Source organism: Rahnella sp. ATs2 (assembly GCF_051851855.1).
Lineage (GTDB): Bacteria > Pseudomonadota > Gammaproteobacteria > Enterobacterales > Enterobacteriaceae > Rahnella > Rahnella variigena.
This window is the reverse complement of the sequence record NZ_JBLYPL010000015.1, coordinates 32303-52772: the sequence shown is the minus strand read 5'-3', so window position 1 is coordinate 52772 and position 20470 is coordinate 32303. Positions and strand designations below refer to the sequence as shown.

The following is a 20470-nucleotide window of genomic DNA, read 5'->3' as shown; positions in this document are numbered from 1 at the left end:
TGGACATAAAAAAGGCGGGTCAGTGACCCGCCATTGGCGAAAACATCGTGCCCGTTATGGGCGGTAAAGCGAAATTACTTCGCTTCAGCCAGACGTTTTGCTGCTTCGTCCCAGTTTACAACATCCCAGAAGGCTTTGATGTAATCAGGGCGTTTGTTCTGATATTTCAGGTAGTAAGCGTGTTCCCAAACGTCCAGACCCAGCAGCGGGTAACCGGATGCGCCTGAAACAGCTTCGCCCATCAGCGGGCTGTCCTGGTTAGCGGTAGAAACAACGGCCAGTTTGCCGTCTTTCAGAACCAGCCATGCCCAGCCTGAACCGAAACGAGTGGTTGCTGCTTTCTCGAAAGTTTCTTTGAAAGCGTCAACGCTGCCGAAATCGCGTTCGATAGCAGATTTCAGTTCGCCCTGCAGGGTGGTGCCGGTTTTCAGGCCTTTCCAGAACAGGCTGTGGTTAGCGTGGCCACCTGCGTTGTTACGCAGTGCAACTTTCTTGTCCGCAGGCACTTTGTCCAGGTTTGCGATCAGCTCTTCAACAGGAAGTTTTGCCAGCTCTGGCAGGCTTTCCAGTGCAGCGTTCGCGTTGTTCACGTAAGCCTGGTGGTGTTTAGAGTGATGGATTTCCATCGTTTCTTTGTCGAAATGCGGTTCGAGTGCGTCGTATGCGTAAGGCAGTGATGGCAGTGAATAACTCATGTTCATCGTCTCCATAGTGTAGGGCGGCACCGTCATTGTGAGCACCGCGTAATCAGTCGGATCATTATAGTTAATTAAATGATATTGAAAATGATTATCTATGCTCCACCCTTTGTACGGGTACTCGTAAGCGCCTGTTATACGGGGCTTAGAACCAGATAACCGCAAACAATCCTAAATTGTCTAAAGGCACGTGAAGCTTAGAGGGTCAGCGTAACCGCTGCGGATGCGTATACACCGTTGCCCGTCCCGGTTTGCTGAAACCGACCAGCGTCAGGTTACATTTTTCGGCGACGTCTACCGCGAGCGTGGTGGCGGCGGAGACGGCAAACAAAATTTCGACACCGCACATCGCGGCTTTCTGCACCATTTCATAGCTGGCGCGGCTCGACACCAGCGCGGCACCGGATTGCCATTCACTTTGTTTTTCACGCAGGCCAAGCATTTTATCCAGCGCCACGTGACGTCCCACGTCCTCGCAGCCACCCAGTAAGTCGCCCTGCGAGGTTATCCACGCGGCGGCATGCGTACAGCCGGTCAGCTGACCGATTTCCTGCACGGATTTCAGCTGATTCAGCGCGTTATCCAGATTTGCCAGCTCAAACGTTTGGGTAAACGGCAACGGCGCGAGCGGGCGGAATAAATCGCCTAACTGTTCGATGCCGCACACGCCGCAGCCGGTTCGGCCTGCCATGGCGCGACGGCGCTCTTTCAGCCCGGCAAAACGGCGGCTCGATAATTCGATGTTAACTTCAATACCGTTACAGTTTGGTGTTACGTCCAGCCCGTAAATATCCGCAGCCGATTCGATAATTCCTTCCGACAGCGAAAACCCCAGCGCAAAGGCTTCGAGATCTTTCGGCGACGCCATCATCACCACATGTGAAATCCCGTTATAGACCAGCGCAACGGGCACTTCTTCTGCAATCCAGTCGTCTTCCAGTTCGCCAGGATGTGTGCGCTGCATCACCGGTTTTTGACTGGCTCCGATGATCTGAGTCACTTTTTTATCATCTTTTTCGCTCAGTTCTTTTACTTGATGGACATCCATTGGCAATAACCTTATAAACATTCCGGCTACATAAGCCGTACAAACTGTCAGGACTTTAGGTCTTAATTTTACCGCTTCCGCATCTGCAACGGAAAGCGGCAATTTGAAAGCAATGTGTTAACAAATGATGGGAAGGAGTCTTTCATGCAAGTCAGCAGAAGACAATTATTCAAAATATGTGCGGGCGGTATGGCCGGCACTACCGCAGCATTATTGGGGTTTGCCCCGACAATCGCGCTGGCGGAAACCCGCCAATATAAACTGCTTCGCTCGCGTGAAACCCGCAACAACTGCACGTACTGCTCAGTCGGTTGCGGCATGTTGATTTACAGCCAGGGCGACGGCGCGAAAAACGTCACTGAAAATATCTTCCACGTAGAGGGTGACGCCGATCATCCGGTCAGTCGAGGCTCGTTGTGCCCGAAAGGCGCAGGGGTACTGGATTACATCCACAGCGAAGGCCGTCTGAGATATCCGGAATATCGCGCGCCCGGCTCCGATAAATGGCAGCGTATAAGCTGGGATGAGGCGATTTCCCGTATCGCCCGCCTGATGAAAGATGACCGCGACGCCAACTTTGTCGAGAAAAATGAAAACAACGTCACGGTTAACCGCTGGCTGACCACCGGCATGTTATGTTCGTCCGCGGCCAGTAACGAAACCGGTCTGCTGGATCAGAAATTCACCCGCGCGCTGGGCATGGTCGCCATCGACTGTCAGGCACGTCTGTGTCACGGTCCGACCGTCGCGGCATTAGCGCCAAGCTTTGGTCGCGGTGCGATGACCAACAACTGGGTCGATATCAAAAACGCCAACGTCATTTTGATTATGGGCGGAAACGCGGCAGAAGCGCATCCGGTCGGATTCAAATGGGTGATTGAGGCGAAAACCAAAAATAACGCCAAAGTTATCGTCGTCGATCCGCGTTTCAACCGCAGCGCCGCCGTGGCCGATATCTATGCGCCAATCCGCGCCGGTTCGGACACCGCTTTCCTGCTCGGCATGATCAACTACCTGATTACGCATAATAAAATTCAGACCGAATATGTCAGGGAGTACACCAACGCCAGCCTGCTGGTGCGCGAAGATTATGCCTTCAACGATGGCCTGTTCAGCGGCTTCGACGCGACGAAAAAATCCTACAACAAAGAAAGCTGGCACTATCAGCTGGATGAAAACGGTCTGGCGAAACAGGACAAAACCTTGCAGGATCCGCGCTGTGTCTGGAATCTGCTGAAAGAGCATGTTTCCCGGTACACGCCGGAACTGGTGGAGCGTCTGTGCGGCACCTCGAAAGAAGATTTCCTGCTGATCAGCTCTATTCTGGCGGAAACCTGCGCGCGCGATAAAACCTCGACCATTCTTTACGCACTGGGCTGGACGCACCACACCGGCGGCGCGCAAATCATCCGTTGTGCGGCGATGATCCAGCTATTGCTGGGCAATATCGGCATGCCTGGCGGCGGCGTGAATGCGCTGCGCGGTCACTCCAATATTCAGGGTTACACCGATCTCGGTTTGCTCTCGCTGAATCTGCCGGGCTATATGCCTTTGCCTTCGGAAAAACAGACGAATTTCAGCGATTATCTGCAACAGATCACGCCGACACCGCTGGTGGACGGGCAGGTCAATTTCTGGAAAAACACGCCGAATTTCTTCGTCAGTATGATGAAAAGTTTCTGGGGCGATCATGCTACGGCGGAAAACGACTGGGGCTTCGACTGGCTGCCGAAATGGGACAAAAGCTACGATGTGATGCAGCAAGCCGAGCTGATGACTGAAGGCAAACTGAACGGTTATATCGTGCAGGGCTTCAACCCGCTGGCGGCATTCCCGGACAAAAACAAATCCTCGCGCGCGCTCTCAAAACTGAAATACATGGTGGTGATCGACCCGCTGGTGACCGAGTCCTCGAACTTCTGGCAAAACCACGGTGCGATGAACGACGTGCAGACCGCCGATATTCAGACCGAAGTGTTCCGCCTGCCGTCTTCCTGTTTTGCGGAGGAAAACGGTTCGATTGTGAACTCCGGCCGCTGGCTGCAATGGCACTTCCAGGCGTCTGAGCCACCGGGTGAAGCGCTGCACGACGGCAAAATTATCGCGCGCCTGTTTATGAAACTGCGCGAGCTGTATCAGAAAGAAGGCGGGGCCAATCCGCTGCCGGTGATGAATATGGCGTGGGATTATCAGGATCCCCTCGACCCGCTGCCGGAAGAAATCGCCCGCGAAGCTAACGGCAAAGCGCTGGCAGATATCCATGACGATCAGGGCAATCTGCTGGCGAAAAAAGGTCAGCAGATTTCGACCTTTGCTCATCTGAAAAACGACGGCAGCACCGCCAGTTTCTGCTGGATTTACGCCGGTAGCTGGACAGAAGCCGGTAACCAGATGGCGCGCCGCGATAACGCCGATCCTTCCGGTCTTGGCTGTACATCCGGCTGGGCGTGGTGCTGGCCGCTGAACCGCCGCATTCTGTATAACCGTGCCTCCGTTGACCCGCAGGGTAAACCGTGGGATCCAAAACGCGAAATCATCCGCTGGGATGGCGCGAAATGGACCGGCTTTGATGTCCCGGATTACAGCGCTGCGGCGCCGGGCACCGGCGTGGGGCCGTTCATCATGCAGCAGGAAGGCGTCGGGCGTTTATTTGCTACCGACAAAATGGCCGACGGTCCGTTCCCTGAGCATTACGAACCGATTGAATCGCCGATTGGCACCAACCCGCTGCATCCGGCGGTGATCTCCAATCCGGTCGCACGTATTTTTGCCAGCGATTTGCCGAATATGGGCACTGCCAAAGACTTCCCGTATGTGGCGACCACTTATTCAATCACCGAATTGTTCCGCCACTGGACCAAACACGCGTTGCTGAATGCCATCGCGCAGCCTGAACAGTTTATCGAGATCGGCGAAGGTCTGGCCGCCTCGAAAGGCATTGCGCAGGGCGATGAGGTGAAAGTCTCCTCGAAGCGCGGATTCATCGTGGCGAAAGCCGTGGTGACCAAACGCATCAGGCCGCTGACCATCGACGGTAAGCACGTCGACACCATTGGCATCCCGTGCCACTGGGGCTTTGAAGGCGCGACGCGTAAGGGCTATTTAGCCAACACGCTGACGCCGTCAGTCGGCGACGCTAACTCGCAAACGCCGGAGTTCAAGGCGTTCCTGGTTAACGTGGAAAAGGTCTAACGGAGGCGAATTATGGCAATGCAATCACAGGACATACTTCGTAAGTCCGCAACCAACGGGTTCACGCCTGCACCGCGTGCCCGTGACCATCAGCAGGAAGTGGCGAAACTCATCGACGTCACCACCTGCATCGGCTGTAAAGGCTGTCAGGTCGCCTGTTCCGAATGGAACGACCTGCGCGATGAAGTGGGTATCAATACCGGCGTGTACGACAACCCGATGGATCTCAGTGCGAAATCCTGGACGGTGATGCGTTTCTCGGAAGTGGAACAAAACGGCAAGCTGGAATGGCTGATCCGCAAAGACGGCTGTATGCACTGCGCCGATCCGGGCTGTCTGAAAGCCTGTCCGGCGGAAGGCGCTATTTTGCAGTACGCCAACGGCATCGTCGATTTTCAGTCAGAACATTGTATCGGCTGCGGTTACTGCATCGCCGGTTGCCCGTTCAACGTTCCGCGTATCAACAAACAGGATAACCGTGCCTACAAATGCACGCTGTGCGTTGACCGCGTGAGTGTAGGCCAGGAACCGGCTTGCGTGAAAACCTGCCCGACCGGCGCAATTCATTTCGGCACCAAAACGGCGATGCAGGATTTGGCCGCAGAACGCGTCAGCGAACTGAAAGGCCGCGGTTTTGAGCACGCCGGTTTGTACGATCCGCAGGGCGTCGGCGGCACACACGTGATGTACGTGCTGCATCACGCTGACAACCCGCAGCTGTATCACGGCCTGCCGAAAGATCCGGCCATCAGCGCAGCAGTCACTTTATGGAAAGGCGTCTGGAAACCGCTGGCTGCAGTCGGCTTCGCGGTAACCTTCGCAGCAGCAGCCTTCCACTTCCTTGGCGTGGGTCCGAACTACGTGAAAGAGGAAGAGCAAGCAGAAGAAGGCGAAAAACATGACGATGAGGAGAAACGTCCATGAAAAAAGAGAAGTTAATCCAGCGCTATAACCTGGTGGAACGCCTCAATCACTGGATTGTTGCCTTTTGTTTTGTGACGCTGGCGCTCAGTGGGATCGGCTTTTTCTTCCCGTCGTTTAACTGGCTGATGAACGTTTACGGCACGCCGCAACTGGCGCGTATCCTGCACCCGTTCTTCGGCGTGGTGATGTTCGTCTCTTTCCTCGGCATGTTCTTCCGTTACTGGAAGCACAACCTGCCGGAAAAAGACGACCTCGTGTGGGCGAAAAATATCGACAAGGTGCTGACCAATCATGAAGTCGGCGACACAGGTCGCTATAACTTCGGTCAGAAATGCGTGTTCTGGGCGGCGATCAGCTGTCTGGTGCTGCTGATGGCAAGCGGCGTGATTATCTGGCGTCCGTGGTTTGCGGATTTCTTCCCGATCCCGCTGATCCGTCTGGCGCTGCTGGTGCATTCGCTGGCCGGTATCGGGCTGATTCTGGTGATCATCATGCACGTCTACGCGGCGACCTGGGCGAAAGGCTCGATCGCAGCGATGACCGGCGGCAAAGTGCCGGTGTCATGGGCGAAGTATCATCATCCGCGCTGGTATCGTCAGGTGCGTGATGAAGAGCTGAAAAAAGAACAAGACCAGAGGAAAGCCGGATGAGCATCCAGATTGTTCCACAGGACGAACTGGCAGACGGTAAAAACGCGGCGGGAAACATCCCGCCTGTGCTGTTCGCCAATCTGAAAACGCTCTATCAGCGCCGCGCCGATCGTCTGCGCGCGCTGGCAGAAAACAGCCCGCTCGACGGGTATCTCAATTTTGCTGCGGCGATATGCGATGCCCAGCAGCGCGTGCTGAAGGAATTTCCACTCAGTATCGATCTGAGCGGAGAATTAGAAAAAGCCGCCGGTAAACCGCCGCTCGATTGCGCTCTGTTTCCTCGTACGCCGCACTGGCTGACGTTGCTGGATGCGCTGATTGCTGTCCTGAAACCGGGCGCTTCTGAGCCGGTGCGTGCGGTGCTGGAATGTCTCGAACAGTCCCCGAACCTTCAGCGTGAAATGATGGCGACAGAACTGCTTTGCCAGGATTTCAAACACGTTCCGGCTGACAAAGCGCCGTTTATCTGGGCGGCGCTGTCCCTTTACTGGGCGCAGATGGCGGCGCAACTTCGCGGCGTCGGACGTGCGGATTACGGTGAAAATCGCCAGTTCTGCCCGGTCTGCGGCAGTATTCCTGTGTCTGCGGTGATCAATGCCGGTGGCCTGCGCTATCTGCATTGCAATCTGTGTGAAAGCGAATGGCATGTGGTACGCGCGAAATGCAGCAACTGCGACGAGATGGAGCATCTGAATCTGTGGTCGATTGATGATGAGCAGGCAACGGTGAAAGCCGAAGCCTGTGATGATTGCGGTGCTTACCTGAAAGTGATTTATCAGGATAAAGACCCGCAGGCTGACGCTGTGGCGGACGACCTTGCCACGCTGCTGCTCGATGACCGTATGGAAGACAAAGGTTTTTCCGGCAGCGGCATCAACCCGTTCCTGTTTCCCGCAGAGTAACCTGTAAATCTGGCAGCCATGACTGGTAAACCCCGGCATGGCTGCTAGCTTTAAAAGAGGTTCCGGCGAAAACGAGGAGGGTGTGATGAAGTTGATCGGCAGCTATACCAGCCCGTATGTGCGCAAGATTTCGGTGATGCTGCTGGAAAAGGGCATCCCGTTTGATTTCATTAACGACACGCCCCATGAACCGGGCTGCAAAATCACCCAGTTCAATCCCCTCGGAAAAGTCCCCGCGCTGGTCGCCGACGATGGCGAAATTTTCTATGATTCCCCGATCATTGTGCAGTTCATCGAGCTGATGAATGTCGCGCCCACGCTGTTGCCGTGGCAGCCGCTGGAAGCATTACGTGTTAAGCAAATCGAAGCGCTGGCCGATGGCGTGACGGACGCGGCCGTGGCGTTAGTGCTGGAAGGGCGTCGCGATGCCGATAAGCGTAACGAGGCCTGGATTTTGCGTCAGCGTGAAAAGCTGCTGCGCGGACTGGATGCGCTGGAAAAACATGCCGCCAGCCGCACGCTGCTCAATTCTGAAAGCCTGAATGTGGCTGATATCGCCGTCGCCTGTTGTCTGGGATATCTCAACTTTCGTCGTATCGCGCCGGGCTGGTGCGTCGAACATCCTGAACTGATAAAACTGGTCGAACGCCTGTTCCAGCGTGAGAGTTTTGCGCGCACGACGCCCCCCGGAAGCGGTAACACCAGCGTTGCAGCAAAAAAGGTGTGAGGCCGCTCGAAGAGTTCTCTTTACATCCCGCCGGTTCGATTTTCACTGCCTAAACTTTATGCAGCGCTCTGCTAAAAACCTGCTGCATAAAGGAGTTCCATCATGGCTTATGATAAAAATCCTCATGCCGTCAAACCGGAAGAATACGGTTTTCCGCTCAAACTCAAAAAACAATACGACAACTTCATTGGCGGCGAATGGGTCGCGCCGGTAAAAAAAGAGTATTACGACAATCTGACGCCGGTGACCGGCGAAGTGCTGTGTAAAGTCGCCAGTTCCAGTACCGATGACGTCGAGCTGGCGCTGGACGCCGCCCATAAAGCCAAAGACGAATGGGGCAAAATGCCGGTGCAGCAGCGCGCAAACCTGTTGCTGAAAGTCGCCGATCGCATGGAACAAAACATCGAACTGCTGGCAAACGCCGAAACCTGGGATAACGGTAAACCTATCCGCGAAACCAGCGGCGCGGATGTGCCCTTAGCCATCGACCACTTCCGCTATTTCGCCTCCTGCGTACGTGCGCAGGAAGGCGGGATCAGCGAAATCGACAGCGAAACCGTCGCCTATCACTTCCACGAACCGCTGGGCGTTGTGGCGCAAATCATCCCTTGGAACTTCCCGCTGCTGATGGCTTGCTGGAAAATGGCCCCGGCGCTGGCGGCAGGTAACTGCATCGTGCTCAAACCGGCCAAACTGACCCCGCTTTCTGTGTTGCTGCTGATGGAACTGGTGCAGGACATTCTGCCTGCGGGCGTCATCAACGTAGTCAACGGTGCGGGTGGCGAAATCGGCGAATATCTGGCGACGTCCAAACGCATCGCCAAAGTGGCCTTTACCGGTTCGACCGAGGTCGGCCAGCAAATCGCCGGCTATGCCGCACAAAACCTGATCCCGGCGACGCTGGAACTGGGCGGTAAATCCCCGAATATCTTCTTCGCGGATGTGATGGATAAAGAAGACGAATTCTTCGACAAGGCGCTGGAAGGTTTTGCGCTGTTTGCTTTCAATCAGGGCGAAGTCTGTACCTGCCCGAGCCGTGCGCTGGTGCAGGAATCCATCTACGAACGCTTTATGGAGCGCGCCATCAAACGCGTTGAAGCGATCAAAACCGGTAATCCGTTAGATATGGAAACGCAGATGGGTGCGCAGGTGTCTGCCGGTCAGATGAAAACCATTCTGGATTACATCGAAATCGGTAAGAAAGAGGGCGCGGAAGTGCTGACCGGTGGCGCGAAGAAAAAACTCGAAGGCTCGCTGAATGAAGGTTATTACCTGCAACCGACGATTTTGCTGGGTAAAAACAACATGCGCGTTTTCCAGGAAGAGATCTTCGGACCGGTGCTGGCTGTAACCACCTTCAAAGACATGGATGAGGCGTTGCAAATCGCCAATGATACGGCGTACGGGCTGGGAGCGGGTGTCTGGAGCCGTGACGGCAACGTGGCGTATCACATGGGGCGTAACATTCAGGCCGGTCGTGTCTGGACCAACTGCTATCACGCCTATCCGGCGCATGCGGCGTTCGGCGGCTACAAACAATCCGGTATCGGGCGCGAAACTCACAAGATGATGCTGGATCACTATCAGCAAACGAAATGTCTGCTCGTTTCTTATTCGAGTAAACCGATGGGGTTATTCTGATTCTGAGTTGCCATTAATACCCCACCCCAGCCCTCCCCTTCGCAGGGGAGGGAGCAGGTCGGCGTTTTTACTCCTCCCCCTTCGCAGGGGAGGGAGCAGGTCGGCGTTTTACTCCTCCCCCTGCGAAGGGGGAGGCGGGGAGGGGGTTTTGCAGGCGACTCAGATCGAAATCACACTACGCTGTTCGGCGGCAACACGACCTGGCGGCTGCGCAGAAACACCACCACCAGCGCCAGCCAGGCGAGGCCGCTTAACAGGTTGAACATGTTAAACATCCCCGCACCGCCTTCGACGTATGCCACTTTTGCCAGCTCGATCCCGACCGTGAAAATCATCATGCTGATGACGCCCATCGCGGCAGAAACCGTGCCTTTGCTCATGTCGCTGGAGAACAGCGTCAGGCGGTACAAACCGGCATTCGCCACACCAATACCGAACGCGTACAGGCTCAGACCGGCGGTCATCCACAGGTAAGCATGCGCGGAAAACATCGTTGCCGCTGCGGCGATCAGCAGACCGACCACCATCGGGCCCGCGCCCAGTTTAATCAGGTATTCGACGGTGCGTTTGCCGGTCAGACGCGCCAGCGTCACGTTACCGATAATCAGCGCGCCGAAAATCGGCACCTGCAACAGGCCGTAATCGTAAGCGGCTAAACCTTCGCCACTGATTAAAATCACCGGCGACTGTGCAATCCACGTCAGCAGCGGCAGGCTGGCAAAACCGATCGCCAGCGCACCACACACGAACTGACGGTTTTTCAGCACATGTTTGTAATCACGAAGCAGGCTGGGCATGGAGAACGGTTCGCCAAGACGCGAGGCTGTTTCCGGCATAGATTTCCACAATCCCCACAGCGCGATGGCGGCGAGCACGGCAAAAATCACAAACATCGACTGCCACGGCGCAACGTGGATCAGCGCCGCACCGGCCAGCGGACCGAGCAGCGGCGCAATCAGGGCGACGTTCGCCATCATGGCAGTGATTTTGATACACACCGATTCTTCAAACGATTCCTGTATCGCGGCATACCCGACGGCGCCGATAAAGCACAGGCTGATGCCTTGCAGGAAACGCATCACCATAAACTGTTCGATGTTTTGCACGAACAGAATCGCCAGGCAGGTGATGATGAAAAAGGTCACGCCGGTCAGCATCACCGGACGACGGCCGCGGCGATCTGACAGTGGCCCGAGCAGCCATTGCAGGAACATGCCGCCAGCGAGATAAGCGGTCATGGATGTCGGCACCCATTCTTCCCCGGCATTAAAATTAGCCACGACGGCCAGCATGCCAGGTTGGATCATATCGTTGCCGATATAGGTCGCGAACTCGAAAAGCACCAGACACAGAGGGAACAAAAGCGCCTGCCGACCCAGAAGGGACGCAGTATTTGGAGAATTATGCATTTTAGTTATTTCACAGACGTAAGGCTAATCGGTTGAAAATTAGCAGAAAAAAAGAGACTGTCCGGGCGGGTTTCGCAAGCGAGGCAGTAATGCTGGCTATTTTGCCGATTATTTGAGCGCAACGCAATCATCTGATTCATCTTCAGCACAATCTGAGATCGGTGCTTTTGCCTTGTTAGCCGCGCAAAAGCTCGCTAGGCTGCAAAGCGAACATCGAAAAGAAGGAAATTGCAGTTAATGAGCCAAAAAATTAGCTGGATAGATAATTTGCGCGCGCTCGCCTGCATGATGGTGGTGATGATCCACGCCAGCACGTCACTGGTGGTCAATTTCGCTGCAGTGCATTCCGCTGAATGGAACGTCGCCAATCTGCTTAATTCCGCCTCGCGTGTTTGTGTGCCGCTGTTCTTTATGATTTCCGGTGCGCTGTTTTTTGGTGAGAAGAGTGCGCAAAAAAGGCATTTCCTGCGCGTCACTTTATGCCTGCTTTTTTACAGCGCCGTCTCGCTGATCTATATCCTCACGATGACAAAAATCGGATTTTGGCCGTCTTTGCGTCTCATTCTGGAAAAGCCGGTGTTTTATCACCTTTGGTTTTTCTATGCGATTATCGTGATCTACCTGCTTTCCCCGCTGATTAACGTTAAGGCCGTGTCCGGAAAATATTTGCTGATCGCCGGAATGTTGCTCGGTGTGCTGGCAAATCCCCAGCTGCCGGTCGTGACGTGGCAGAAAATCCATCTTCTGCCGCTGGATTTGTATATCAGCGGCGACACCTTCTATTACGTATTGTATGCCCTGATGGGGCGCGCCATCAGCCAGCTTAATACCGGAAAAACGCCGGTCACACTGGCGGCCAGTGTCATGTTTATTCTCAGCACACTGGCGATTGCCACGGGCACTTACCGGCAGATGCAGATTAACCAGAATTTCGCCGACACCTTTTACGTCTACAGCGGTCCGCTGGTGTTTATCTCCGCGATGTCGCTGTTTGTGGTTTTCAAAAACGCGCTGGCGCAACGCATCCTGCCTGGATTTGCGCTGATCTCCCGCCATTCGCTGGCCATTTACGGCTTTCATGCGCTGATCATCATTGCCATGCGCAGCCAGCATCTCGATTTCCCGCAATATCCGCTGCTGAATATCGCGTATCTGTTCGCCTGCGGGCTTGGTGGTGGTTTATTACTGGCGATGGGACTGGGGAAAATTGACCGGCGGAATTGGGTGAGTTAAAAACAGAGTTGTCTATTTATATTTTTTATGAATAGTAGTGCATTATATTATTAATTCACTCCTAATATATTTCTATTAAACCGTTGTAGTACGATAAGTATTTTTCATTATCTTTGTCATTTTATTCTGGATACTCTTTCTTTTCATTTATTCAGGCAAAACATTATGACATGCTGGCTGCCATTTGAAATAAACGGTGAAATTTATACGCTGGAGCATCTGCGTGCATCGACAATTATCGCCGTGAGGCCCGCCAGTCATGATTTCCCTGCCCGTCAGTTGCGGATTTTTATTGTTTACACTGATCATTGTTTTACGGCGCATCAGGCCACGTCGGAATTATGGTTTTATCCGCACAGTCCTGGTAATCACCGGCGATATTTCTGCCGGGAGCGTTATACTTATTCATGTCGCTTACCCGACCTTGTTAATAAGTTGATTAACGAAAATGCGATATTGGCAAGAGCGCCCCATAAGCATCAGGAAACTTTTTATTATCTCGAAGAACATTATATGGGTGTAGATTATTGTTTGTTTTTCGAAATAACAAAAAACAACCATCCGGCGAGCGATATACGATTAAAAGTGATGACGGGTTACCCAAGAGAAAAATGGGCTGGTCCGGTTGGCGTAAACGGGCGATTCAGTTTTTGGTATATTTTTGATGCGAGAATGAAAGGACTGAAACTGCCGACAAAGCGCAGATAGCAAAAAAGCGACCCAGGGTCGCTTTTTTGTTTTTTACAGTTTCAGGCGGAGGTCTTTGGATTCTCATCTTATCGCGGCACGGCCAGCGGCCTTTACAGGCAGACACCGACGTACTGTTTAGGCCAGCTATTCAGTCCCACAAACCGTCAGTGAGTAAAATTTTACTCACTTATTGCTCAACTTGCAATCAGCCTTGTACAGACTCCCATCTTTCCTGCGCCCGTCTGAACTGTCTTGCGGACGAGAATCCGGCGGCGAGGGCGGCTTTTTCAATGCCTGCGCCTTGTTGCAGGCGTTGTTGGGCGATGGCGATGCGCAGTTGCTCGTGGTAGTCGCGCACGCTGATCCCCAGATGCTGGCGGAACAAACGGGTGAGGTGACGGCTGCTGATGTGTGCCTTTGCGGCGACGTCCTCAACCTGCCAGGCAGATTCGGGTTCGGCGGCCATCAGGTTTTGCGCGCGGTGTACGGCGGGATGCAGGTGATTGCGATAACGCAGCCATGGAGAAAGTTGCGGGTCATCGCCGCCACGGCGGAAATACACCACCATTTCGCGGGCGACATCCAGCGCGGCCTGCGGCCCCAGATGGGTGGCGATCAGATGCAGCGCCAGATCGATACCGGCGCTGATACCCGCGCTGGTCAGCACTGAGCGGTCTTCGACAAATATCCGGTTATCCTTCACCTGTGCGGCGGGTACCTGCTGGCGTAAACGCCCGATCACGTCGTGATGCGTGGTGCACTGATAGCCGTCAAGCAGCCCGGCTTTCCCGGCCAGCAGGCTGCCGGAACAGATACACACCAGCGTTAAATCCCCCGCCTCAATGGCGCCTTTCTGCTGATGCAGCCAGTCGCAGGCTATTTGCGCGACCGGCGAGGCGAAGTTTTCGGTGGATTCCGCCACGCCCGGCATGATCAAAATACTGCCCGCGGGCAGACTTTCTGGCAGCGGTTGCAAATGGCTGACCGTCAGGCCGGTAGACATCACAACTTCCGCCTGCGGTCCGATGTATTGCAGGTGGAATTGCCCGGCAAGGCGCAGCGCTTCTGCCGGACCGGTCAGATCCAAAGACATCACGCCGGGGAGCGTCACAAAGTAGACATTTCGCTGCATAGTGCTTTATCCGTCCGCAGGGGGAAAACGCTATCTTCACACAGCGCGGTCGAGTTCCGCCAGCGCACCGGTCACGTCGGAAATGGCGGCAAAGCGGTCGGCGAGAACCAGCTCGGTACGCAATTTGATGTCCTGCGCGCTCAGCGTGATGCCGCTGGCGTGGGTCATCGGGAAGGTCAGTGTCGCTTCGGTGACAAAAGTCACTGTGTAGCCCAGATCGGAGGCCACGCGTGCCGTCGTTTCGCAGCACTGTTCGGTACGCATTCCGGCGATGATCAGATGCGTGATGCCGTTTTCGCGCAGCCAGCCGTCGAGGCCGGACTCGGTCAGGGAATTGTGGACGTGCTTATGCACCACATGTTGCGGCTGATGACTCAGAAAAGACATCGGTGCCACCAGGCCGGAATCCAGCGAGAACACGCCGTCGGGATTAACATGAAACACGTCGATGACCGGTACATTACGGGTCTGACAGCCGTCGATCAGGCGGGTTAATGCTGCGCTGAAAGCCGGTAAATCATTCTGCTGCCAGAAATCTTTGTGTTCGAATGAACGCTGGACGTCGATGTTTAGCAGGGCGCTGTGTGTCATTTTCGGACTCCATCTGATGAGTGTGAAGTCAGTGTGCGCCTGAAAGAGAGAAGGGAGAATGCCAAAAACGGACATAATACTGACAGCGGCGGACGATCTTCGTTATCCGCCACTGTCAGCGTTTTAATCACAGCATGTTGATCAAAGCTTCTGGTCGGCGCGCCAGTGGTGATAATCGATATGATCGGCCTGGAAATTGGTGGTTTCAGCGTCGCCGGTCAGGCGGTACGCCAGCTGGAAAGCAAAATCGAACGCCAGCCCTAATCCTTTACCGCTCAGCAGGTTGCCGTCTTCCACAAAGGACTGATTGACGTAAACGCCGTCTTTCACGTCTTTGTATAAATCGCCGGAACACACGTAACGGCGGCCTTTCAGCAGGCCGTTTCCGCCCAGCACGCGGGCGGCAGCGGAGCACAGCGGGCAAATCAGTTTACCGGCCTCATCGTGACGGCGGACAAATTCCACGACCTCTTTGCTGGCTGCCAGCGCCACTGAGCCTTCCGGCCCGCCGGGCATGACGACGGCGTCGAATAAACGGTCGCCCTGCGCAGACAGCAATTCGTTGGCCTGCATCTGAATGCCGTGATAGGTGCGCAGTGTCAGGCTTTTCTGGCACGCCAGCGTGGTGACCTGAATCTCCAGCCGCTCGAGAATATCGAGCACAATCACAGCTTCGCCTTCTTCGAATCCGTCGGCCAGCAGCAGTGCGACCTGCTTTTTCGCGTTGTCCTTTACCATAATGCAAATGTCCTCTGAGGATAAAAATCAGAGGACATCATAAAATGAAACGATGTTTTAATATTGTGAGTGTCGTTGCAGACTGAACTAGAAAACCAGCTGCACTTTCGACGCTTTGGATTTATCCATCGCGTAGTCCAGCGCTTCCACCAGGCTTTCATGCGGGAATTCCGCCGACAGCAACGGCATCGGATCAACGGTTTTATTCGCCAGCCATTCCACTGCCGTGTTGAATTCTTCAGTGAAGCGGAAGCTGCCGACCCAGTTAATTTCTTTGGCAATCAGCATCATCAGCGGGAATTCATTCACTACCGGTCCCATGCCGACCTGCACCAGCGTGCCACGTGCGCGGGTCACTTCCAGACAGCGGCGGATGGATGAAGGATGGCCTGAGGCGTCAAAGGTCACATCGAAGAAACCTTTCTCTGCCTGATATTCGCTGAAATCGCCCTGTACGGCATCCAGCGCTTTGCTTGCGCCCACAGCCAGTGCCAGCGTCCGGCAGCGTTCACTCGGGTCAGTCACCACGATTTGCGCTGCGCCTTTGGCTTTCGCTGCCAGCACGATTAAGCAGCCAATCGGGCCGACGCCGGACACAAACACGGTTTTGCCATGAATATCACCCGCCTGATTCACGGCGTGAATGGCGACAGCCAGCGGTTCGGCGAACACCATCAGGCGGTCGCTGACCTGATTGTCGTAAGGAATGCACTGGGCGCTGTCGACGATTTTGTACTGCGTGAACGCGCCGTTGATGTGCGGGAAATACATCGCGCTGCCGAAGAATTTCATGGTGGTACACTGGTTTTCATCGCCGGACAGGCAATATTTACAGGCCTTGCACGGCTTACTCGGATTGAGCGCCACTTTCTGGCCGGGCTGCAAATCTGGGTTATCCGATTTTTCCACCACACCAACCACTTCGTGACCGAGCACCATTGCCTCGCGCACTTTGAAATCGCCCACCGCGCCGTGTTCGTAGTAATGCAGATCGGAACCGCAGATCCCGCCGCGGGTAATTTTTACCAGCGTGCCCTGGCCGGTATAGTCGATAGTCTGGTCGATGACCGAAACGTCTTTTTTCCCGGTCACGACGCAGGATTGTGTGGCTATAGTCATGGAATTCTCGCTCTTTAAAGGGCCTGATTGCGCCCAGTAAAAAGGGTTTGCCGGTCAGAAAATGTGATCGTCGTCACTTTGCGCCGTGTTACGAAAACCTGTTACCCAGAACTTGAACGGACTCAACCTTTCCCGGCTGATTTATCACGGTTTCGCGCCGGAATACTCAGGATCAGATGCGTAATTACGCCGCCCGCCAGCCCCCAGAATGCCGAACCGACACCCAGCAGCGTGACGCCGGACGCGGTGATCAGAAAGGTGATGATGGCCGCATCGCGCTGCTTTTCGTTTTCCAGTGCGCGGTACAGGCTGCCCGCAATGGTGCCGAGCAACGCCAGCCCGGCGATGGTGTGGATCAGCGCTTCCGGCAGCGCGGTAAAGACCATACCGATGGACCCGCCAAACACGCCCGCGATCAGATAGAAAATGCCTGCCGCCACCGCCGCCATATAACGTTTTTTCGGATCAGGATGAATATCCTCGCCCATACAAATTGCGGCGGTAATGGCGGCGATACAGACGGTAAAACCGCCGAACGGTGCTAAAACCAATGCCGTCAGCGCCGTCCAGGTAATCAATGGAGAAACGGGCAGGTGATAGCCGTGCGCTTTCAGGGTGGCGATCCCCGGTGCGTTTTGTGAAGCCATCGTCACGACAAAGAACGGAATACCGATGCCGATAATCGAGGAAAGCGTGAAATGCGGCATGACAAACTCCGGCGTCGCGAAGGTCAGCGTCTGGCCGTGCAGCGAAATATCCCCCTGCAATCCGGCGACGATCAGCCCGGCAGTCAGCGCGAGCACCACCGCATAGCGCGGCAGGGCACGTTTTGCCAGCAGATACACCAGACACATGCTGCCCGCGAGGGCGAAATTACTTTGCAGCGAGGTAAACGCGTTCAGCCCAAAGCGCAGCAGAATGCCGCCGAGCATGGCGGCAGAAAGTGCCTGCGGAATGTAATGCATCAGCCGGGCAAACAGGCCGGTCACGCCGCACAGCAGGATAAGTCCGGTGGCAAAAATAAATACGCCAATCGCCTCATTCAGCGAGGTGCCGGGCAGGCTGGTGACCAGCAGCGCTGCGCCGGGCGTAGACCAGGCGGTGACGACCGGCGTGCGGTAATACAGCGACAGACCAATACTGGTGACGCCCATTCCCAGGCCGAGCATACTCAGCCAGCCACCGATTTGCGCCACGCTGGCGCCCGCCGCTTCCGCTGCCTGAAAGATAATCGCCGCCGAGCTGGTATAACCGACTAAAACCGCGACAAATCCGGCAATTACCGCCGAAAAAGTTAAATCCTGCAAACTAAAACGCGAGGCCATGGGTGAAAATCCTTCTGGTTAGCGGACGCTGGCGGTATGCTGTTGTGCGTTATAGCGCACATCGGATGCGCTCAAGATATCACTGTGCGTTATAACGCACAATGGCGATGAACGATCATCGTCGCAGAGGAGATACCATGCAGGAAATCACCCGCCATATTGGCCGCCAGCTTAAGGCCGTTCGCAGCGAACGCGGCTGGAGTCTCACTCAGGCGGCAGAAAAAACCGGTGTCAGTAAGGCGATGCTCGGGCAAATTGAGCGTGGCGAATCCAGCCCGACGGTGGCGACATTGTGGAAAATCGCCAGCGGCCTGAATGTATCGTTTTCGGAATTTCTTGAAACGCCGCCTGAGCAGTCAGCCGCGTTGCATCGCCACGGCTTGCTGACCACCTTCAACAGTCAAACCTCAGGAATGCGCGTCGTGCCGTTATTTCCCTACGACACCACGTTGCGCATGGACATGTTTGTTATCGATCTCGAACCGGGCGGGTGCAGTGAATCCACGCCTCATGAAGCTGGCGTAATCGAGCATGTGATTGTGACTGAAGGTGAACTGACGCTGACCGTTGATGGCGTAACGCGCGTATTGAGTGCCGGAGAGGCGCTGCGTTTTGCCGCCGATTGCCCGCATGCTTACCGCAACGAAAGCGGCCATTCCGTGCGTTTCCACGACCTGATACATTATCCGCATTCGCGCCCGTAACGTTTTCATTTCCTGAGGAGAATGACCCCATGAGCCAGCCGCAAGATGTTGTGATCCGTCCGTTAACGCCCGCTGACCGTGAAGGTTGGGAAACCCTGTGGCGTGCATATCTGGATTTTTACCAGTCAGGTCTGGATCCGGCGCAGTTTGATTACACTTTCACGCGTTTATCTCAGCCTGACTACGCCAGCATGTTTGGCTATGTGGCGGAATACGAGGGAAAACTGGTCGGGCTGGTGAATTGTATCAATCACGATCATGGCTGGCACATGCAGCAGGTGGTCTATTTGCAGGATTTATACGTCGATGACAGCGCACGCAAACTGGGGATCGGGCAGAAACTGATTGAAGCGGTTTACGCTTACGCCGACCAGCACGACAAAGCTAACGTCTACTGGACGACGAAAACCAGTAACCATACGGCCCGCAAATTGTATGACCGTATTGGTACGCTGACCGAATTTATTAAATATCAGCGCTAAGCGGTTTACGCATATTCATTTTCGTCGTGACGTAACCCAGGCTGGCGTACAGCGCCTGCGCACCGGGATTGCTGGCAAAGACATTCAGTTCGATTGCCGCACAGCCCTGTTCCTGCAGGCGTTCTTCCATCAATCTGAACGCTGCCGCCGCATGACCCTGACGGCGGAATTGCGGAAACACCGTCAGCTCGTACACGAACGCGCTGCGTACGCCATAACGTTCGACGTTAGAAAACCATAAATAGCCTGCGGTTTCGCCGTTCTCTTCGGTTTTAATCTCGAAAAGATACTGATCCGGCGTATCAATACCTTGCGGCAGTGCGCTTTGCGTAGAACTGCGCGCCCGTTCCAGCGCGGTATCCGCCTGCCACAGACCGGCGGTTACGTTCTCTTCGGCATAATCTATTGCCAGCTGTTCGGCGAAATCCGGGTAAAACGCGGCACTCATCGGCGCTAAAATAGTCATCATTTCCCTCTGATTTATTTGTTATTTTCCGGCTTCTTATAAGGCGTTACGTAGCATTCGCTGATGGTCGTTGAGTGGCTTTCGGCCTGCGTGATGATGTAGCCCTTGTCGGTCAGCGCCACGGAGCTGTAAGGCGTTTCATTATGCTTGTCCGAAATCACATCCTGGAATGACTGAATGATTTTCGCTTTCTCATTGGCTCGCGCCGGATCGTCCAGCCCCTCAACCTGAATCATGGCCTGTTTGAACTGGTTGTTGAAGGCGTTTTTCCCTGCGCGGCTTTCAATAATCGCCTTGATGTTCACCGTGATGTCATTTCCCAGCAAAAACAGCGTATTGCTCTGATAAATAAGCACATTTTTCCGCTTAGACACGACAAAGCCGTTTTCAATGACTTTCATTTTGCTGTTGTTGGCATACGTCACGTCATCGAGGCAAATGGTTTTATCCCCGACCTTAAACTGGCTGAATCGCGCTTTGATTTCTTTCGGCGTGGAAGCCGCCTGCGAACACAGTGGCGCAAGCAACAAAAGAGGTAAGAGCCATGACTTCATAGGAGTTTCCTGGAAAGGTGCTGAATCAGCCGACATAACAGCAGTATAGGGAGACGTGAGCAGGATGCGAACGTTTATCTTTGCCGGCCGGTTTTTTACCGTTTTGGCTAAAGCATCTCCGCCTGTTGCCGATAATTCAGACGATAACGGAATTCCCGCTTCTGCCGGGCCAGCATCAGGGACAGATCATCCGCGTTATTTCATCGTGAGTTTTCACAGTACGTTTTTCTGTTCCGGGGTAATTT

19 protein-coding genes and 1 pseudogene are annotated in these 20470 nt (G+C 54.6%); 10 read left to right on the top strand and 10 right to left on the bottom strand.

Features of this window, described 5'->3' with window-relative positions; genetic code table 11:
- Positions 1–74 precede the first annotated feature (74 nt).
- Positions 75–695 carry a superoxide dismutase [Mn] gene (gene sodA, locus ACJY2G_RS16750; protein ID WP_113876859.1) on the bottom strand — a complete coding sequence of 207 codons (621 nt, stop codon included), beginning with the start codon at positions 693–695 and terminating at the stop codon, positions 75–77.
- Positions 696–903: 208 nt separating this feature from the next.
- Entirely contained in the window at positions 904–1746 is an 843-nt protein-coding gene (fdhD, locus tag ACJY2G_RS16745) for a formate dehydrogenase accessory sulfurtransferase FdhD (RefSeq protein ID WP_120163141.1), read from the bottom strand.
- Between the two features lie 144 nt (positions 1747–1890).
- Here fdhD and fdnG point away from each other — a divergent pair, with 144 nt between their 5' ends.
- The 6 genes from fdnG (at position 1891) to exaC (ending at position 9782) form a co-directional block, all read left to right on the top strand.
- Complete coding sequence (gene fdnG / locus ACJY2G_RS16740) at positions 1891–4938, top strand: formate dehydrogenase-N subunit alpha (protein ID WP_430320627.1); 3048 nt, start codon at positions 1891–1893, stop codon at positions 4936–4938.
- A 12-nt stretch (positions 4939–4950) separates the two neighbouring features.
- A complete protein-coding gene (gene fdxH, locus ACJY2G_RS16735; RefSeq protein WP_120163143.1) occupies positions 4951–5862 on the top strand; it encodes a formate dehydrogenase subunit beta in 912 nt (303 codons plus the stop codon).
- Positions 5859–6512 (top strand): formate dehydrogenase cytochrome b556 subunit, encoded by a 654-nt coding sequence (gene fdoI / locus ACJY2G_RS16730; protein WP_159281827.1) that lies wholly within the window; start codon positions 5859–5861, stop codon positions 6510–6512. The genes fdxH and fdoI overlap by 4 nt, the downstream gene beginning before the upstream one ends.
- The gene (gene fdhE / locus ACJY2G_RS16725; protein ID WP_430320626.1) at positions 6509–7414 is read left to right on the top strand and encodes a formate dehydrogenase accessory protein FdhE; all 906 of its coding nucleotides are present in this window, start codon (positions 6509–6511) and stop codon (positions 7412–7414) included. Before fdoI ends, fdhE begins: the two co-directional genes overlap by 4 nt.
- Before the next feature lie 85 nt (positions 7415–7499).
- Positions 7500–8141: a glutathione S-transferase gene (locus ACJY2G_RS16720; RefSeq protein ID WP_112291566.1), complete on the top strand. Its 642-nt coding sequence runs from the start codon at positions 7500–7502 to the stop codon at positions 8139–8141.
- 102 nt (positions 8142–8243) lie between these two features.
- Positions 8244–9782, top strand: coding sequence for an acetaldehyde dehydrogenase ExaC (exaC, locus tag ACJY2G_RS16715; protein WP_112291565.1), 1539 nt, complete (start codon positions 8244–8246; stop codon positions 9780–9782).
- Between the two features lie 170 nt (positions 9783–9952).
- Here the strand turns inward: exaC and ACJY2G_RS16710 are convergent, their stop codons facing one another.
- A complete protein-coding gene (locus ACJY2G_RS16710) occupies positions 9953–11191 on the bottom strand; it encodes an MFS transporter (RefSeq protein WP_113876873.1) in 1239 nt (412 codons plus the stop codon).
- Between the two features lie 237 nt (positions 11192–11428).
- On the opposite strand from ACJY2G_RS16710, the gene ACJY2G_RS16705 reads away from it, so the two are divergent.
- Both ACJY2G_RS16705 and ACJY2G_RS16700 read left to right on the top strand, forming a co-directional pair.
- The gene (locus tag ACJY2G_RS16705; RefSeq protein WP_430320625.1) at positions 11429–12424 is read left to right on the top strand and encodes an acyltransferase; all 996 of its coding nucleotides are present in this window, start codon (positions 11429–11431) and stop codon (positions 12422–12424) included.
- 165 nt (positions 12425–12589) lie between these two features.
- Positions 12590–13132 carry a hypothetical protein gene (locus ACJY2G_RS16700; protein WP_430320624.1) on the top strand — a complete coding sequence of 181 codons (543 nt, stop codon included), beginning with the start codon at positions 12590–12592 and terminating at the stop codon, positions 13130–13132.
- Between the two features lie 187 nt (positions 13133–13319).
- On the opposite strand, the gene ACJY2G_RS16695 is transcribed toward ACJY2G_RS16700, so the two are convergent.
- The 5 genes and pseudogenes from ACJY2G_RS16695 to ACJY2G_RS16675 all read right to left on the bottom strand — a co-directional run bounded on the left by ACJY2G_RS16695 (position 13320) and on the right by ACJY2G_RS16675 (position 18019).
- Entirely contained in the window at positions 13320–14246 is a 927-nt protein-coding gene (locus ACJY2G_RS16695) for a GlxA family transcriptional regulator (protein WP_439291954.1), read from the bottom strand.
- Positions 14247–14294: 48 nt separating this feature from the next.
- Positions 14295–14837, bottom strand: a pseudogene (locus ACJY2G_RS16690) (isochorismatase family protein); the annotation flags it as partial.
- Between the two features lie 141 nt (positions 14838–14978).
- Positions 14979–15575: a DJ-1/PfpI family protein gene (locus tag ACJY2G_RS16685; protein ID WP_112291557.1), complete on the bottom strand. Its 597-nt coding sequence runs from the start codon at positions 15573–15575 to the stop codon at positions 14979–14981.
- 87 nt (positions 15576–15662) lie between these two features.
- A complete protein-coding gene (gene idnD / locus ACJY2G_RS16680) occupies positions 15663–16694 on the bottom strand; it encodes an L-idonate 5-dehydrogenase (protein ID WP_430320622.1) in 1032 nt (343 codons plus the stop codon).
- A gap of 122 nt (positions 16695–16816) precedes the next feature.
- Positions 16817–18019, bottom strand: coding sequence for a benzoate/H(+) symporter BenE family transporter (locus ACJY2G_RS16675; RefSeq protein ID WP_430320621.1), 1203 nt, complete (start codon positions 18017–18019; stop codon positions 16817–16819).
- A gap of 137 nt (positions 18020–18156) precedes the next feature.
- Between ACJY2G_RS16675 and ACJY2G_RS16670 the strand changes: the two genes are divergently transcribed.
- Complete coding sequence (locus tag ACJY2G_RS16670; RefSeq protein WP_112291554.1) at positions 18157–18723, top strand: helix-turn-helix domain-containing protein; 567 nt, start codon at positions 18157–18159, stop codon at positions 18721–18723.
- A gap of 29 nt (positions 18724–18752) precedes the next feature.
- Positions 18753–19205, top strand: coding sequence for a GNAT family N-acetyltransferase (locus tag ACJY2G_RS16665; protein WP_113876879.1), 453 nt, complete (start codon positions 18753–18755; stop codon positions 19203–19205).
- On the opposite strand, the gene ACJY2G_RS16660 is transcribed toward ACJY2G_RS16665, so the two are convergent.
- The gene (locus ACJY2G_RS16660; RefSeq protein WP_430320620.1) at positions 19189–19674 is read right to left on the bottom strand and encodes a GNAT family N-acetyltransferase; all 486 of its coding nucleotides are present in this window, start codon (positions 19672–19674) and stop codon (positions 19189–19191) included. The two genes, ACJY2G_RS16665 and ACJY2G_RS16660, sit on opposite strands and share 17 nt — an antisense overlap.
- A gap of 11 nt (positions 19675–19685) precedes the next feature.
- Positions 19686–20225, bottom strand: coding sequence for a hypothetical protein (locus ACJY2G_RS16655; protein WP_112291548.1), 540 nt, complete (start codon positions 20223–20225; stop codon positions 19686–19688).
- Positions 20226–20470 lie beyond the last annotated feature (245 nt).

Excerpts from the sequence above, each read along its gene's own strand:
- sodA (WP_113876859.1), bottom strand. The coding sequence starts at position 695 with ATGAGTTATTCACTGCCATCACTGCCTTACGCATACGACGCACTCGAA.
- fdhD (WP_120163141.1), bottom strand. The coding sequence starts at position 1,746 with ATGGATGTCCATCAAGTAAAAGAACTGAGCGAAAAAGATGATAAAAAA.
- fdnG (WP_430320627.1), top strand. The coding sequence starts at position 1,891 with ATGCAAGTCAGCAGAAGACAATTATTCAAAATATGTGCGGGCGGTATG.
- fdxH (WP_120163143.1), top strand. The coding sequence starts at position 4,951 with ATGGCAATGCAATCACAGGACATACTTCGTAAGTCCGCAACCAACGGG.
- fdoI (WP_159281827.1), top strand. The coding sequence starts at position 5,859 with ATGAAAAAAGAGAAGTTAATCCAGCGCTATAACCTGGTGGAACGCCTC.
- fdhE (WP_430320626.1), top strand. The coding sequence starts at position 6,509 with ATGAGCATCCAGATTGTTCCACAGGACGAACTGGCAGACGGTAAAAAC.
- ACJY2G_RS16720 (WP_112291566.1), top strand. The coding sequence starts at position 7,500 with ATGAAGTTGATCGGCAGCTATACCAGCCCGTATGTGCGCAAGATTTCG.
- exaC (WP_112291565.1), top strand. The coding sequence starts at position 8,244 with ATGGCTTATGATAAAAATCCTCATGCCGTCAAACCGGAAGAATACGGT.
- ACJY2G_RS16710 (WP_113876873.1), bottom strand. The coding sequence starts at position 11,191 with ATGCATAATTCTCCAAATACTGCGTCCCTTCTGGGTCGGCAGGCGCTT.
- ACJY2G_RS16705 (WP_430320625.1), top strand. The coding sequence starts at position 11,429 with ATGAGCCAAAAAATTAGCTGGATAGATAATTTGCGCGCGCTCGCCTGC.
- ACJY2G_RS16700 (WP_430320624.1), top strand. The coding sequence starts at position 12,590 with ATGACATGCTGGCTGCCATTTGAAATAAACGGTGAAATTTATACGCTG.
- ACJY2G_RS16695 (WP_439291954.1), bottom strand. The coding sequence starts at position 14,246 with ATGCAGCGAAATGTCTACTTTGTGACGCTCCCCGGCGTGATGTCTTTG.
- ACJY2G_RS16685 (WP_112291557.1), bottom strand. The coding sequence starts at position 15,575 with ATGGTAAAGGACAACGCGAAAAAGCAGGTCGCACTGCTGCTGGCCGAC.
- idnD (WP_430320622.1), bottom strand. The coding sequence starts at position 16,694 with ATGACTATAGCCACACAATCCTGCGTCGTGACCGGGAAAAAAGACGTT.
- ACJY2G_RS16675 (WP_430320621.1), bottom strand. The coding sequence starts at position 18,019 with ATGGCCTCGCGTTTTAGTTTGCAGGATTTAACTTTTTCGGCGGTAATT.
- ACJY2G_RS16670 (WP_112291554.1), top strand. The coding sequence starts at position 18,157 with ATGCAGGAAATCACCCGCCATATTGGCCGCCAGCTTAAGGCCGTTCGC.
- ACJY2G_RS16665 (WP_113876879.1), top strand. The coding sequence starts at position 18,753 with ATGAGCCAGCCGCAAGATGTTGTGATCCGTCCGTTAACGCCCGCTGAC.
- ACJY2G_RS16660 (WP_430320620.1), bottom strand. The coding sequence starts at position 19,674 with ATGATGACTATTTTAGCGCCGATGAGTGCCGCGTTTTACCCGGATTTC.
- ACJY2G_RS16655 (WP_112291548.1), bottom strand. The coding sequence starts at position 20,225 with ATGAAGTCATGGCTCTTACCTCTTTTGTTGCTTGCGCCACTGTGTTCG.